The sequence below is a fragment of the Paraburkholderia sp. PAMB 6770 genome (assembly GCF_057748135.1).
Genome location: NZ_CM173238.1, coordinates 2,699,883 through 2,714,488 on the forward strand (window position 1 = coordinate 2,699,883; position 14,606 = coordinate 2,714,488).

At 67.6% G+C, this 14,606-nt stretch carries 16 protein-coding genes and 1 other RNA gene; 10 read left to right on the forward strand and 7 right to left on the reverse strand.

From position 1 onward, the window contains the following. Nucleotides 1-60: 60 nt before the first annotated feature. The 5 genes from AC3AP7_RS12175 (at nt 61) to AC3AP7_RS12195 (ending at nt 2,537) form a co-directional block, all read left to right on the forward strand. Nucleotides 61-417 carry an ATPase gene (locus AC3AP7_RS12175; protein ID WP_475762682.1) on the forward strand — a complete coding sequence of 119 codons (357 nt, stop codon included), beginning with the start codon at nt 61-63 and terminating at the stop codon, nt 415-417. Continuing rightward, a complete protein-coding gene (locus tag AC3AP7_RS12180) occupies nt 414-728 on the forward strand; it encodes a cell division protein ZapA (protein WP_475762680.1) in 315 nt (104 codons plus the stop codon). The genes AC3AP7_RS12175 and AC3AP7_RS12180 overlap by 4 nt, the downstream gene beginning before the upstream one ends. Before the next feature lie 66 nt (nt 729-794). Further along, nucleotides 795-976: non-coding RNA, 6S RNA (ssrS, locus tag AC3AP7_RS12185), on the forward strand. Nucleotides 977-1,132: 156 nt separating this feature from the next. Further along, nucleotides 1,133-1,591, forward strand: a complete 459-nt coding sequence (locus AC3AP7_RS12190; protein WP_475762678.1) for an EVE domain-containing protein — start codon at nt 1,133-1,135, stop codon at nt 1,589-1,591. A gap of 217 nt (nt 1,592-1,808) precedes the next feature. Beyond that, nucleotides 1,809-2,537, forward strand: coding sequence for an SIMPL domain-containing protein (locus AC3AP7_RS12195; RefSeq protein ID WP_475762676.1), 729 nt, complete (start codon nt 1,809-1,811; stop codon nt 2,535-2,537). 81 nt (nt 2,538-2,618) lie between these two features. On the opposite strand, the gene lgt is transcribed toward AC3AP7_RS12195, so the two are convergent. Then, a complete protein-coding gene (lgt, locus tag AC3AP7_RS12200) occupies nt 2,619-3,536 on the reverse strand; it encodes a prolipoprotein diacylglyceryl transferase (RefSeq protein WP_475762674.1) in 918 nt (305 codons plus the stop codon). An 82-nt stretch (nt 3,537-3,618) separates the two neighbouring features. After that, nucleotides 3,619-4,596 (reverse strand): LysR family transcriptional regulator, encoded by a 978-nt coding sequence (locus AC3AP7_RS12205; protein WP_475767949.1) that lies wholly within the window; start codon nt 4,594-4,596, stop codon nt 3,619-3,621. A 214-nt stretch (nt 4,597-4,810) separates the two neighbouring features. On the opposite strand from AC3AP7_RS12205, the gene ilvD reads away from it, so the two are divergent. Continuing rightward, on the forward strand, nt 4,811-6,484 hold the full coding sequence (gene ilvD / locus AC3AP7_RS12210; RefSeq protein ID WP_475762672.1) for a dihydroxy-acid dehydratase: 1,674 nt from the start codon (nt 4,811-4,813) through the stop codon (nt 6,482-6,484). A 146-nt stretch (nt 6,485-6,630) separates the two neighbouring features. Then, entirely contained in the window at nt 6,631-6,969 is a 339-nt protein-coding gene (locus AC3AP7_RS12215) for a c-type cytochrome (RefSeq protein WP_475762670.1), read from the forward strand. Between the two features lie 30 nt (nt 6,970-6,999). On the opposite strand, the gene AC3AP7_RS12220 is transcribed toward AC3AP7_RS12215, so the two are convergent. The 3 genes from AC3AP7_RS12220 to AC3AP7_RS12230 are packed head-to-tail and all read right to left on the reverse strand — an operon-like array spanning nt 7,000 to nt 9,466. Next, on the reverse strand, nt 7,000-7,440 hold the full coding sequence (locus AC3AP7_RS12220; RefSeq protein WP_475762668.1) for a DUF2486 family protein: 441 nt from the start codon (nt 7,438-7,440) through the stop codon (nt 7,000-7,002). 51 nt (nt 7,441-7,491) lie between these two features. Next, entirely contained in the window at nt 7,492-7,908 is a 417-nt protein-coding gene (locus AC3AP7_RS12225; RefSeq protein WP_475762666.1) for a DNA polymerase III subunit chi, read from the reverse strand. A gap of 46 nt (nt 7,909-7,954) precedes the next feature. Next, the gene (locus AC3AP7_RS12230) at nt 7,955-9,466 is read right to left on the reverse strand and encodes a leucyl aminopeptidase (protein ID WP_475762664.1); all 1,512 of its coding nucleotides are present in this window, start codon (nt 9,464-9,466) and stop codon (nt 7,955-7,957) included. 134 nt (nt 9,467-9,600) lie between these two features. On the opposite strand from AC3AP7_RS12230, the gene lptF reads away from it, so the two are divergent. The 3 genes from lptF to AC3AP7_RS12245 are packed head-to-tail and all read left to right on the forward strand — an operon-like array spanning nt 9,601 to nt 12,265. Further along, a complete protein-coding gene (gene lptF / locus AC3AP7_RS12235; protein WP_475762662.1) occupies nt 9,601-10,701 on the forward strand; it encodes an LPS export ABC transporter permease LptF in 1,101 nt (366 codons plus the stop codon). A gap of 3 nt (nt 10,702-10,704) precedes the next feature. Then, nucleotides 10,705-11,853: an LPS export ABC transporter permease LptG gene (gene lptG / locus AC3AP7_RS12240; protein ID WP_475762660.1), complete on the forward strand. Its 1,149-nt coding sequence runs from the start codon at nt 10,705-10,707 to the stop codon at nt 11,851-11,853. A gap of 22 nt (nt 11,854-11,875) precedes the next feature. Then, nucleotides 11,876-12,265, forward strand: coding sequence for a sirohydrochlorin chelatase (locus tag AC3AP7_RS12245; RefSeq protein ID WP_475762658.1), 390 nt, complete (start codon nt 11,876-11,878; stop codon nt 12,263-12,265). A 198-nt stretch (nt 12,266-12,463) separates the two neighbouring features. On the opposite strand, the gene cobA is transcribed toward AC3AP7_RS12245, so the two are convergent. After that, the gene (gene cobA, locus AC3AP7_RS12250; protein WP_475762656.1) at nt 12,464-13,234 is read right to left on the reverse strand and encodes a uroporphyrinogen-III C-methyltransferase; all 771 of its coding nucleotides are present in this window, start codon (nt 13,232-13,234) and stop codon (nt 12,464-12,466) included. Between the two features lie 40 nt (nt 13,235-13,274). Continuing rightward, nucleotides 13,275-14,588 (reverse strand): sulfate adenylyltransferase subunit 1, encoded by a 1,314-nt coding sequence (locus tag AC3AP7_RS12255; RefSeq protein ID WP_475762654.1) that lies wholly within the window; start codon nt 14,586-14,588, stop codon nt 13,275-13,277. Between the last annotated feature and the right edge of the window lie 18 nt (nt 14,589-14,606).

The following is a 14,606-nucleotide window of genomic DNA, read 5'->3' on the forward strand; positions in this document are numbered from 1 at the left end:
CAATTGTCTGAAACTGCAGTAATCCGCGCTAAAATGCGGTGTCTTTAGAGGACGCAGCACATGCTCACCGAACTCGAAACTCTCTCACAAAATATCGGCAAGCTGATTGCGATCAGTCAGCGTCACCACGAGACAAATCTGGCCCTTCGGGCACAGCTTGCCGAAGCGCATGCCGAAATCGAGGCGGCCCATGCTGAACTCGCGCAGACCCGCGAGGCACGCGACGCGCTGCAAGCCGAACGCGACGCACTGTCGGCCAAGATCGACGACGCGCAGGTGCGCCTGAACGCGATCCTCGAAAAACTGCCGCGTGCGCGCTCGCAAAGCGAGCCGGACAGCCAGCTCGATCTGCTCGCTTCGGCGCAGCAGGAGGACGAATCCGGCAGCGCGTCCCACCGCCACGGAGAAAGTGCATGACCACCAAGCAGATCGAAGTCTCGATTCTCGGCCAGTCGTATCGCCTTGCCTGCTCGCCGGAAACCGAACACGCGCTGCTCGAAGCGGTCGCGCGCGTCGACGCCGAAATGACGAAAATCCGCGCGCACAGCAACGTGCGCGGCACCGATCGCATCGCGGTGATGGCAGCATTGTCGCTTGCATCGGAGCTGCTCAGGCTGCAGGCGAGCGTGCGTCACGGAGAAGCATTTCCCGCGGAGGAAATCCGGCGTACAATGCACCAGATGAATGAGCAGCTGGGCACTGTGATTCAACAGTACAGCATGCAGTAGTCAGTAAAAAAGGATTCGCTGTCGTGCGCGTGCCATCGCAGCACGCAGTCGGGTCCGGTCAGTTTAGCTTCCCTGCCTGGTTCGCCAAGGTCATATATTCCTTGAACCAATGCCATGTGCACGGTTGCGGAAATTTGTAGCACGGGTGTGCGCGTCACTCTGTCTGATGTACCCGAAGTGCTGCTAACTGCGACCAATTCTGAACCTCAGGTTCAGGATGCCGGCCTAGCGGCCAAGGCGGGGACCTTATTCAACGGCATCGGGCATTGCGTTCCGGTGCCGTTTTTCTTTGTGGCTGCGGTAAGGGTTGTGGTTGTGCGAGTGGCGGCGGTCCTTGCGATCGCCTTGCGCCGTGCCGCGCGGTTTCGCGCGCTTCCTTTCATTCTCCCCGTTGCATCCTGTCCATGCGCTACTGGCTGATGAAATCCGAACCGGACGAGGCAAGCATCGACGACCTCGCTGACGCCCCCCAACGCACGCTCCCCTGGACCGGCGTGCGCAACTATCAGGCACGCAATTTCATGCGTGACGAGATGCGGATCGGCGACGGCGTGCTCTTCTATCATTCAAGCTGCCCCGAGCCTGGCATTGCAGGCCTCGCGCAGGTCGCGTCGACGCCGTATCCGGACCCCACGCAATTCGATCCGCTAAGCCCTTACTACGATCCGAAGTCGACGCCGGAAACGCCCCGCTGGATGCTCGTCGACGTGACGTTCAAGCAGAAGGTGCCGCTGATCCCGCTCGCCGCGCTGCGCGAACATGAAGCGCTCGCGGGCATGCGCGTGCTCGCGAAGGGCAACCGCCTGTCGATCACGCCGGTCACCCCGGACGAGTGGCGCTTCATCACGAAGCAGCTCGCCTGAAACACGGCGGCGAGCACCGCCACGCGCGGCTCGGGAACCCACCGCCCCGCTCGCGCGCCTAAGCGTTGCGCGCATGCCGGCGTTGCGCCGCCGGCATGCGCGTTGCACGCGCAACAATAGAGCGCTTGCGATCCGCGCGGCGCACCGACTCATGCACCGCGCCCTACCGTGCCGCACACGCGCGGCACCGCTCACCGCTCACGCGAGGACACCCATCATGATGCAAAAAAACGCCCGCGCCTACGCCGTCGCGCTCGCTGTTGCCGCCCCGCTCGCGCTGACGCTCGCGCCGCGCGCCGCCCACGCGCAGACCCTCGTACAGAGCCAGCCGTCCGGGGTGCTGTCGCTGAACGCGCAGGCCAGTGCGCAAGTGCCGCAGGACGTGGTCGACATTACGCTCTTCTACGAGCAGGAGGCGACCGACCCGTCGACGCTCACCGCGACGCTGAACCAGCGCGCGGACGCCGCGTTGCGCGAGGCGCGCGGCGCGAGCGGCGTGAGCGCGCGCACCGGCGCGTTCTCGATCTATCCGACCAGCGATCGCGACGGTCATCTCACCGGATGGCGCGGCCGCACGGAAGTCGTGCTCGAATCGCACGATTTCGCGGCGGCATCGAAGCTCGCGGGCCAGATGTCGTCCGTGATGCAGGTGGGGGGCGTGCAGTTTTCGCTGTCGCCGCAGGCGCAGCGCGCGGCCGAGCAGAAGCTGACCGGCGAGGCGATCGCATCGTTCCGGCAGCAGGCCGGCGCCGCCGCCGAAGCGTTCGGCTACAGCGGCTATGCGATCCGCGAAGTGAATATCGGCCATAACGGCATCCTGCCGCGCCCGGTGATGATGATGAGCGCGCGCATGAATGCCGACGCAAAGGCGGCCGAGCCGCTGTCGATCGAGGCCGGCACGTCGACGGTGACGGTCAACGTGTCCGGCTCGGTGCAGATGAAGTAGCGCATGGGCCTGGCCGGACGAAAACGCCACGGCATGCCGTGGCGTGCGCGCCTGCCGGGCCGACGACGAACGCGCCGCCGTTCAGTCCGCGCGTGCCTGGGCGTTCGCCGCCTTCAGCGCCTCGCGGCCCTTGCGGCGGTACGCCCAGACGAAGACGCCGATCCCGATGACGATCATCGGCAGCGACAGCCACTGGCCCATCGACAGCCCGAGCGCGAGCAGCCCGAGGAAATCGTCGGGCTCGCGGGCGAATTCGACCGTGAAGCGCGCCAGCCCGTAGCCGATCAGGAACACCGCGGAGATCGCGCCGAGCGGACGCGGCTTGCGCGAAAAGAACCACAGCACGAGGAACAGCGCGATGCCTTCGAGCGCGATCTCATACAGCTCCGACGGATGACGCGGCAGCATGTGGTACTGCGCGAATATCGCATTCAGGTGCCACTTCGCCGCGAGCGCGGGATGCCGCGCGAGCCAGATCGCGTCGTCGTTCGACGCGCCCGGGAACATCATCGCCCAGGGCGCATCCGGCCGCGTCACGCGGCCCCACAGCTCGCCATTGATGAAGTTGCCGAGCCGGCCCGCGGCCAGCCCCGGCGGCACCATCGGCGCGACGAAATCGGTCACCTGCAGCCACGAGCGTCCGCGCTGGTACGCGAACAGGATCATCGCGAACGTGACGCCGAGAAAGCCGCCGTGAAACGACATGCCGCCCTGCCACACCTTGAAGATGTCGAGCGGATTCGCGAAATAATAATCTGGCTTGTAGAACAGCACGTAGCCGAGGCGGCCGCCCAGAATCACGCCGAGCACGCCGTAGAACAGCATGTCGTCGATATCCTTCGCGCTCCAGCCTTGCGCCGCGACGTAAGGCAGCCGCAGCCGCAGCCGGCCGACGACGATCGCCATGATGAAGCCCGCGAGGTACATCAGGCCGTACCAGCGCACGGCGAGCGGCCCCAGGTGAAACGCGATCGGGTCCAGATTGGGATGAATGAGCATCGTGTTGTGAAGTGAAGAGTCGTTCGGGTTCAGAAGCAGGTTGGACCGCGCGCGGCGCGCCGGATTCGCCGGCTGCCGCGCATCAGGCGCCGGCCGGCACGCCGGCGTGCGCCGCATGGGCGCGCACGATCTCGATGAAACGGGCCAGCACCGGGCTCACCTGCGCGGTGCGCCACACGAGCCCCGTCTCGATCGCCGGCACGGATTCGCGCAGCGGCCGGTACACGACACCGGTACGGCGCAGGTTACGCAGCGACTGCGGCACCAGCGCGACGCCCATGCCCGCTGACACCAGGCTGACGATCGTCTGCATCTGGATCGCCTCCTGGCCAATGCGCGGCGTGAGCCCGGCCACGCCGTAGCAATCCATAATGATGTCATAAAAGCCTGGCGCGAGACGCCTCGGAAAGACGACGAGCGGCGTATCGGCCAGGTCGCGCAGCGACAGCGGCGTGTCGGACCAGTCCGCGGGCGGCCGCGCGCGCCGTGCCGTGCGGCCGCATTCGAGCTGCGCCGCGCACGCGGCCGACATCGCGATGACGAGCGGCTCGCGCGCGAGCGGCAGCCACGACAGTTGCGCCGCGTGGCGCGGCGGCAGCGGCGCGATGACCAGCCCGGCGTCGAGCCGGCCCGCCGCCAGCTCGTCGAGCTGCACGTCGCTCGTCGCCTCGGTCAGCTGCAGGCGAACCCGCGGATGGCGCGCGCCGAAATCGCGCAGCAGCGACGGCAGCAGCCCGTAGTCGGCGGTCGACACGAACGCGAGCGACAACACCCCTTCCTCGCCGCGCGCAAGACTCTGCGCGAGCGGCCGCAAGCCCTCCGCGCCCGCCAGCAGGCGCTGCACCTCCGGCAGCAGCGCGGCGCCGACCGGCGTAAGCTCGACCGAGCGGCGCGTGCGCGCGAACAGCGCCACCCCGAGCGTGTCCTCGAGCGCGCGGATCGCCTGCGAGAGCGGCGGCTGCGTCATCGACAGGCGCGCGGCCGCGCGGCCAAAGTGCTTCTCTTCGGCAACGGTCACGAAATAGCGCAACGGGCGCAGGTCGGGCGGGGCGGGCAGCATCTCTGGCAAGGGGTTTCCGACTAATAGGTTTTCCGACTGAATCGGAGCTCAATAATATATTGGACACGCGCTTCGGGAAACCGCATGCTGGCGCGACGGGCGCGGCCCGTCGCAAACCATAGCAGCCCCGGGCCGCCCCCGGCAGGTCGGGCAGCGGGCCAGACAGGCCCGCGTGGCCGGACGTACAGATCAGGACAACCGGAAGGAGTTCCTCATGCCCTACAACCGTCGTTCGCAAAACATCACCCAGGGCGTCGCGCGTTCGCCGAACCGCTCGATGTTCTATGCCATCGGCTACCGGAAGGAGGACTTCGACAATCCGATGATCGGCGTCGCCAACGGCCATTCCACGATCACCCCGTGCAACGCCGGCCTGCAGCGCCTCGCGGATGCGGCCGTGCAGGCGGTCCGCGAGGCCGGCGCGAACCCGCAGGTGTTCGGCACGCCGACGATCTCCGACGGCATGTCGATGGGCACCGAAGGGATGAAGTACTCGCTCGTGTCGCGCGAAGTGATCGCCGACTGCATCGAGACCTGCGCGCAGGGGCAATGGATGGACGGGGTCGTCGTGATCGGCGGCTGCGACAAGAACATGCCCGGCGGAATGATCGCGCTCGCGCGGATCAACGTGCCGGGCATCTACGTGTACGGCGGCACGATCCGTCCGGGTCACTGGAAGGGCCGCGACCTGACGATCGTGTCGTCGTTCGAGGCGGTCGGCGAGTTCACCGCCGGCCGCATGTCGGAGGAGGATTTCGAGGGCATCGAGCGCAACGCGTGCCCGAGCACCGGCTCGTGCGGCGGCATGTACACCGCGAACACGATGAGCTCGTCGTTCGAGGCGCTCGGCATGTCGCTGCTGTACTCGTCGACGATGGCCAACCCGGACGACGAGAAAGTCGACTCCGCCGCCGAATCGGCGCGTGTGCTCGTCGAGGCGGTCAGGCGCGACCTGAAGCCGCGCGACATCATCACAAAGCAGTCGATCGAAAACGCGGTCGCGCTGATCATGGCGACCGGCGGCTCGACCAACGCGGTCTTGCACTACCTCGCGATCGCGCACGCGGCCGAAGTCGACTGGACCATCGAGGACTTCGAGCGCATGCGCAAGAAGGTGCCGGTCATCTGCAACCTGAAGCCGTCGGGCGAGTACGTCGCGACCGATCTGCACCGGGCCGGCGGCATCCCGCAGGTGCTGAAGATCCTGCTCGACGCGGGCCTGCTGCACGGCGAATGCATGACGATCACCGGCAAGACCCTCGCCGAGGAACTGAAGGACGTGCCCGCCGCGCCGCGCGCGGACCAGCAGGTGATCTTCCCGATCGCGCAGGCGCTCTACCGCGAGGGGCACCTGGCGATCCTGAAGGGCAACCTCGCGACCGACGGCGCGGTCGCGAAGATCACCGGGCTGAAGCACCCGGTGATCACCGGCCCCGCGCGCGTTTTCGACGACGAGCAGAGCGCGCTCGCCGCGATTCTCGCGGACCGCATCCAGGCGGGCGACGTCCTCGTGCTGCGCTACCTCGGCCCGAAAGGCGGCCCCGGCATGCCGGAGATGCTTGCGCCGACCTCGGCGATCATCGGCAAGGGCCTCGGCGAATCGGTCGGCCTGATCACCGACGGCCGCTTCTCCGGCGGCACGTGGGGCATGGTGGTCGGCCACGTCGCACCCGAGGCGTTCGTCGGCGGCACGATCGCGCTCGTGCAGGAAGGCGACTCCATCACGATCGACGCACATCGGTTGCTGCTGCAACTGAATGTCGACGACGCCGAACTGGCGCGCCGCCGCGCGGCCTGGCAGCCGCCGCCGCCGCGCTACACGCGCGGCGTGCTCGCGAAATACTCGGCGCTCGCCCTTCCGGCAAATCGCGGCGCGGTGACGGGCTGAACGGCGGCGCGCGGCCGTCCGCGCACGCCCGCGCGCTGGTCGGCCGCACGCAGGTCAATCGAAAGGGGCGCACGGTCAAACCGTGCGCCCCTTTCCTTTTATAATGCGACCACCACAAGTCGGGCCCTGCACCGACGGAGACCACAATGAGATCGAGATCGTATGCGACGCTAGCGCTCGCGGCGGCACTCGGAAGCACGCTGATGGCGAGCGGTGCGGCGCGCGCGGAAACGACGCCCGGACTGCTGCTCGCCGAGCAGCAGAACTGCATGAGCTGCCATGCGGTGAACCGGCCGTTCATGGGGCCGGCGCTTCAGGATGTCGCGAAGAAATACGCGTCGAAGCCCGATGCGCGCGCCTATCTCGCCCACAAGATCATCGACGGCAGCGCGGGCGTCTGGGGCACGCTGCCGATGCCGGCCAATACGCAGCTCACGCCGGCGCAGGCGCAGACGCTCGCGGGCTGGATTCTCACGCTGAAATAGGCGCGCCGCGCATCCACGCGCCCGCGCCGCTCAATGACCGCTGGCGCGCTGCGCGAGCGCCTCGTCCACCGCTTCGCGCACCCACCCGTTCAGCTCGGTTTCGAGCGCCAGCGCCACTTCGCGCGTGATCTGGCTGACCAGCCAGCCGGTGTGCTCGTTCAGCGCGTCGCGGCAATGCGCTTCGATCGCCTCGCGCCCGTCGCCCGACAGATAGCCGGCGACGCGGCCGCGCAGCCGCTCGGCGAGGCGGTCCGCGTCGAGACCGGCATGCTCGTCGCGCGCGCGAGCCACGGCCTGAAACGGCGGCGCATCGGCCGCGAGCGGCTGCGTGTCCACCTGCGGCGACGCCACCGGGTAGACCCCGACCTGCGCGCCTTGCGCGACACGCGTCCTGCCGGGTACGAGAATGTCCTGCAGCACCGGAATCAGGCTGTCGGACTGCATGTCGTGGAGATCGGGCGAGTCGGTCACGAGAAGGCTCCGTCGAAGGATCGGACGACGCTGGGCGGCGCCACCGCGCCGCTAGCCGCCCTGCTTGTAGTTGTTCAGAGCATAGCCGCGATCGCGGTAGAAGCGGTAGCGATCGCGCCCCGCCGCCAGCTCTTCCTGCGCGTTGCCGACCACTTCGAGCAGCCGCTCGAAGCGCGCGAACTGCGCCGGCACTTGCGCACCGAGATTCAGCAGCACCTGATGGTGCGGCGCAAGGTCGGCGTCGGCCGCGAGCACCACCGGGGTCTGTGCGGCGAGCGCGCTGTCGGCCATGCAGTGCGGCACGAAGTCGAGCGCCGAAAAGGTCCAGAGCATCGCGTCGAACGCGCGCAGCCGCGGCGGCTCGGCCAGCACGACGATCGGCTGGCCGGCCTGGTAGGCCTTGCGCGCGAGGCGGCACGCGTACAGCAGCGCGTCGCCGACGTTCGAGTGAAAGTCGATTCTCGTCATCGGCTGCTCCGGCTGCGCCCGTCGCGCCGGCAGGCGGCGCGTGCGGTCATGCCGACGCGCGGTCGATCAGGAACTGCGACAGCAGCGGCACCGGCCGCCCGGTCGCCCCCTTCGCGGCGCCGCTCTTCCAGGCGGTGCCCGCGATGTCCAGGTGCGCCCACGGATACGCCTCGGTAAAGTGCGCGAGGAAGCACGCCGCCGTGATGGCGCCGCCCGGCCGGCCGCCGATGTTCGCGAGGTCGGCGAAGTTCGACTTCAGCAGTTCCTTGTAGGCGTCGTCGAGCGGCATGCGCCAGGTCGGATCGACCACCTCGCGCGACGCGTCGAGCAGTTCGCCCGCGAGCGCGTCGTCCCGCGCGAACAGGCCCGTGTTGTGATGGCCGAGCGCGATCACGCAGGCCCCCGTGAGCGTCGCGACGTCGATCACCGCGGACGGCTTGAAGCGCTCCGCGTAGGTCAGCGCATCGCACAGGATCAGGCGGCCTTCGGCGTCGGTGTTCAGCACCTCGACCGTGAGCCCCTTCATGGTCGTGACGATGTCGCCCGGCTTCGTCGCCGTGCCCGACGGCATGTTCTCGCAGGTCGGCACGAGCACGACCAGATTCAGCTTCAGGCCCATCTCCGCGACCGCGCGCAGCGTGCCGAGCACCGAGCCCGCGCCGAGCATGTCGTACTTCATCTCGTCCATCGCCTCGCCCGGCTTCAGCGAGATGCCGCCGGTATCGAACGTGATGCCCTTGCCGACCAGCACGACCGGCGCGGTTTTCGCGCTCGCGCCCTGGTACTGCAGCACGATGAACTGCGGCGCTTCGACCGAGCCGCGCGTGACCGACAGGAACGAGCCCATCTTCAGCGCCTCGATCTGCTTCTGGCCCAGCACCTCGACCTTCAGCTTCCAGTCCTTCGCGAGCTTGCGCGCGGTCTGCGCGAGGTAGGTCGGCGTGCAGACGTTGCCCGGCAGGTTGCCGAGATCGCGCGTGAGGTCCATCCCGTTGGCGATCGCCACGCCCTGCCTGAGCGCCGCTTTCGCGGCCTTCTCGTCCGCGCTGTCGACGCTGAACACGACGCGGCGCAGCGAACGCGGCGTGGCATCGGGCTTGCTCTTCATCTGCGTGAAGCGGTAGGCCTGCTCGCGCAAGGCGAGAATCGCCGCGCGCACCGACCAGTCGGCGCTGCGCTCGAGCACCGGCAACTGCGCGAGCGTGAACGTGACCTGCACGATCTTCGTCGCGAGAATCGCGCGCCATGCGGCGCGCACCGCGTCGCCGTAAGCCTTCTGGCCGAACCCATCCTGTTTGCCGAGGCCGACCAGCAGCACGCGCGACGCGCCGATGCCCGACACCTCGTGCAGGAACAGCGTGGTGCCGTTCTTGCCGTCCATGTCGCCGGCCTTGATGATGCGGGTGAGCAGCCCGCCGGTCGCCGTGTCGATTTCGAGCGCGGCACCCGCCAGGGTTTGCGACTCGAACACGCCGATCACGATGCAATCCGACTTGCCTGTCAGGAACCCGTTCGACGTGCCTTTGCTCCAGTCACAGGCTTTTATGCTAAAGTCCATCGCGCTTGTCCTCGGATAAAATCTGGGCTAAGGATGAAAGCCGCAATTATCCGCTATTTTTCCCGCGGCGGCTGCAAGACGGGCTGACCGGCTCGGCCCGGCGCCGTCCGCGGCACGCACTGTCCTCCTCAACCATGATCTTTGAACGCTCCCTGCAGCGCGAACTCGCGTACACGGCCGGTGCCGTGTTCATGGTTCTCCTCACGCTCGTGCTGACGACGATGATGATCCGCATCGTCGGCTTCGCCGCCTCGGGGGAGATCGATCCGCGCGACGTGCTGGTCCTGATCGGCCTCACCGTGATCGGCTATCTCGCGATCATGCTGGTCGCCACGCTGTTCGTGTCCGTCCTGTTCGTGCTCACGCGCTGGTACAAGGACTCGGAAATGGTCGTGTGGCTCGCCTCGGGCGTGAGCCTCACGCGCTTCATCAAGCCGGTCGGCACCTTCGCCGCGCCGATCGTGATCATGATCATGTTCTTCGTGTTCGTCGGCTGGCCGTGGTCGAACCAGCAGAGCAAGCTGATCCGCGCGCGCTTCCAGCAGCGCAGCGACGTGTCGCTGCTCGCGCCTGGACAGTTTCGCGAATCGGCCGTGAATCACCGCGTATTCTTCATCGAGAAGATGTCGCCCGACCAGCTGCACGTGGAGAACGTGTTCGTCACGAGCACCGAGAACGGCAAGGTCAGCGTGATCGTGTCGAAAACGGGCCACACCGAGACGGAAAAGAATGGCGACCGCTTCGTCGTGCTCGAGAACGGCCGCCGCTACGACGGCGAGCCCGGCAAGCCCGACTTCCGGATCATGGAATTCGCGCGTTACGGCGTGAAGATCCAGAGCCAGCCGGTGGTCAGCCCGCCGACCACCACCAGCACGCCGACCCTCGACCTGTTCCGCAATCCGACCCGCGACAATCTCGCGGAATTCGCGTGGCGCGCGGGCCTGCCGCTGATCGCGATCAACCTGATGCTGCTCGCGATCCCGCTCGCGCACCAGAACCCGCGGCGCAGCCGCACCACCAATCTGGTGATGGCGGTGCTGATCTACCTCACCTACTCGAACCTGCTGAACGTGGTGCAATCGTGGATCGAGCAGGGCAAGCTGTCGTTCGCGGTGGGGCTGGTCGGGCTGCACGTGATCGTCGCCGCGCTGGTCGCGCTGATCTTCTGGCTGCGGGTGCGCAACCGCCCGCTGATCCGCTGGTCGATGTTGCGCCGCACGTCGCAAGGGGCCTGACCGATGCCGATCTACGAGAAGTACTTCGCGCGCCAGGTCTACCTCACGTTCATCTTCGTGCTGTTCGCGTTTTCGGGCCTGTTCTTCTTTTTCGACCTGATCAACGAACTGAACTCGGTCGGCCACGGCAACTACAAGTTCCAGTACGCGGTGCTGCGCGTCGCGCTGCAGACGCCGTCGCGCTTCTACGAAATCATCCCGGTTGCGGCGCTGATCAGCGCGATCTACGTGTTCGCGCAGATGGCCGCGAATTCCGAGTACACGATCTTTCGCGTCTCGGGCCTCGCGACCAACCAGGCGCTGCGTTCGCTGCTGAAGATCGGCATCCCGCTCGTGATTCTCACGTACCTGATCGGCGAAGTCGTCGGGCCGTACACCGACCAGCTCTCGGAGCGCGTGCGGCTCGAAGCGCTCGGCTCCGCGGTGTCGAGCAACTTCGAATCCGGCGTGTGGGTGAAGGACACGCTCACCGAGCGCGCGGACGGCGAGCAGGTCACACGCTTCGTGAACGTCGGCAAGCTGCAGCCGGACTCGACGATCACCGACGTGCGCATCTACGAGTTCGACTCGAAGTTCAGGCTGTCGAACGTGCGCCTTGCGAAAAGCGGCCGCTATCAGCCGCCCGGACACTGGCTGCTGAAGGACGTCACCGACACGCAGCTGATCGACGTGCCGCCCCCGCCCGGCACGCCGAAGGACACGCTCGACCCGGTCTACCGCGCGACCCAGCAGACGCTGCCCGAGTACTCGCTGCGCTCGGAGCTCACGCCGCAGATCCTGTCCGTGCTGCTCGTGTCGCCGGACAACATGTCGATGTTCAATCTGTTCCGCTACATCCAGCATCTGCAGCAGAACCATCAGGACACGCAGCGCTACGAGATCGCGCTGTGGCGCAAGCTGCTGTATCCGTTTGCGATTCTCGTGATGCTGGTGCTGTCGCTGCCGTTCGCGTACCTGCACACGCGTGCGGGCGTGGTCGGCATGAAGGTGTTCGGCGGCATCATGCTGGGGATGAGCTTTCAGCTCATCAATACGCTGTTCTCGCACATCGGCATGCTGAACACGTGGCCCGCGCCGCTCACCGCGGCCACGCCGAGCCTGATCTATCTCGTGCTGGGACTGGTCGGGCTGAAGTGGGTCGACCGGCATTAGGGATGGACATGAGGGGGCGCCCATGAGCCTGCACGGCATCGTCCTGTTCGGACACGGCGCACGCGATCTGCGCTGGGCCGAGCCGTTCGCCCGGCTCGCGGCGCGCGTCGCCGCGCAGCACGGCGCGGCGGGCCCGGTCGACCTCGCCTATCTCGAACTGATGACCCCGGACCTGCCCGCCGCCATCGCCGCCCAGGCCGCGCAGGGCTGCGCGACGATTACCGTCGTGCCGGTATTTTTCGGCCAGGGCGGGCACGTCAGACGCGACCTGCCGGCCGTGCTCGACGTATGCCGGGCCGCGCATCCGGGTGTGCAGATCCGCTGCGCCACAGCGGTCGGGGAAGACGATGCGGTGCTCGACGCGCTCGCCGCGTATTGCGTGCAGCAGGTGCGCGATCCGCGAAATCCGTAAGCGGCTGCATGCAGCCGGATGACGCGACGGATCAAGGGCTGACCCGCCGCGTGCGGACCGGATTGCGTCCGCTGAGGAACGCCTCGGCGCGCTTGAGAGTGCGCTTGAGAGTGCGCTTGAGAGCGCACCTGGACCGCGCTTGAAGCAGCACCTGATACCACCGCCTGGGCTTGCGCCCGAACACGCGCCCGGCGCCCGTCAGGCCGCCGCCGCGGTCTCGGAGAAGTCCTGCTGCGTATCTTGCTGCATATCGTGCTGCTGCGCGCGCGCGGCGAACGCCGCGCCGATCATCAGCAGGCTCGGCTGCGACGGATCGAGCCATGCCTGAGCATCGCCGTCGGCGAGGGCCTGCAAGGTCAGCGTGAGCATGCGTTCGCGCGGCGTGCTGCAGGCCTCGACGATCGCCACCGGCGTCGTGCCGGCGCGACCGGCGTCGATCAGCGTCTGCGCGATCTGCGGGCCGCTGTCGCGCCCCATGTAGAACACCAGCGAATCCGCGTTGACCTGCTCGCGAATCGCGTCGCTGTCGGCCGCGCGGCTGTACGTTGCGAGCGCGACGCTGCGGGCGACGCCGCGCAGCGTCAGCGAGCGCCTCAGCGTGGCCGCGCCGGCGAGCGCCGCGGTGATGCCCGGCACCACTTCGTAGTCGATGCCCGCGGCTTCGAGCGCGCGCATCTCCTCGTCCGCGCGGCCGAACAGCATCGGATCGCCGCCCTTCAGACGCACCACGACCGCGTGCGCGCGCGCCGCGTCGACGATCTGCTTGTTGATGAAATGCTGGGCCGTCGAGCGCTGCCCGCAGCGCTTGCCGACCGCGATCTTGCGCGCGCGCGGCGCGTAGTCGAGCATCGCCGGCTCGACGAGCGCGTCGTGCAGCACCACGTCGGCCGCGCCGAGCAGGCGCGCGCCGCGCACCGTGATCAGGTCGGCGGCGCCGGGTCCTGCGCCGATCAGGTACACCTTGCCCATGTGCTTTGTCCCATGCGCGGGCGCGAGGGCCCGCGTCGCATTACGCGGAAAACGCCCGGATCATGCCGGCGGCGACCGTATGGTGCGTCGCCTCGTCGATCAGCACGAACGCGCCGGTGCCCTGATGCGCATCGTAGGTATCGCAGACCACCGGCTTTTGCAGCGTCAGCGCGACGCGGCCGATGTCGTTCATCGCGAGATCGTGGCGGTCCGTGGCGTGCGACAGCGTGTGCACGTCGAGCACCTCGCGGATCGCGCCGATCCGCGCGAACACCGTGCTGGTGGTCTGCTTCAGCAGGTACTTGCGCTGCGTCGACAGCGGCGTCTCGTCGAACCAGCACAGGTCGGCTTCGAGCTTCTTCGCCGGCTCCGGCCGCGCCGCGGCCGGCACGAACATGTCGCCGCGCGACACGTCGACGTCCTCGGCGAGCCGGATCGTCACGGTCTGGCCGGCGAACGCGCGCTCGACCTGCGCGGTGCCGCCCGGCACCGGCGCGATGATCTCGGCCACCGTGGCCTCGCGCTGGGCCGGCAGCACGACGATCGCGTCGCCCACCTTGACTTCGCCCGCTTCGACACGCCCCATGTAGCCGCGGAAGTCGTCGGCCTGGCTGCCGTCCTGACGCGCGACCCACTGCACCGGGAAACGCAGCGCGTCGCCCGTCTGCGCGTCGACCGGCAGCATCTCCAGCACGTCCAGCAGCGGCTCGCCCGCGTACCACGGCATGCGCTCGCTCGCGCTCACGATGTTGTCGCCCCTGAGCGCCGACACCGGCACGAAGCGCACGTCCGCGAGACCCAGTTGACGCGCGAGCACGACGTACGCGTCGCGGATTTCGTTGAAGCGCGTTTCGCTGTAGTCGACCAGATCCATCTTGTTGATCGCGACGATCACGTGCTGCAGGCCGAGCAGCTTGACGATCGCGCTATGGCGCTTGGTCTGCGGCAGCAGTTGCGCCGCGCCCGCGTCGAACGTGACGCGCGTGGCGTCGATCAGGATGATCGCCGCGTGCGCGGTCGACGCACCCGTCACCATGTTGCGCGTGTACTGCTCGTGGCCCGGCGTGTCGGCAATGATGAACTTGCGGCGCGCGGTCGCAAAGTAGCGGTACGCGACGTCGATCGTGATGCCCTGCTCGCGCTCGGCTTCGAGGCCGTCGGTCAGCAGCGACAGATCGATCTCGTCGCCGACCGTGCGCTTGTTCTTCGCGCGCGACAGCGCCGACAGCTGGTCGGACAGCACCGCCTTGCTGTCGTACAGCAGGCGGCCGATCAGCGTGCTCTTGCCGTCGTCGACGCTGCCCGCGGTGATGAAACGCAGCACGCCGAGGTCTTCCGGTTGTTGAATGCTCATGATGTTCCTGCCCTCGTC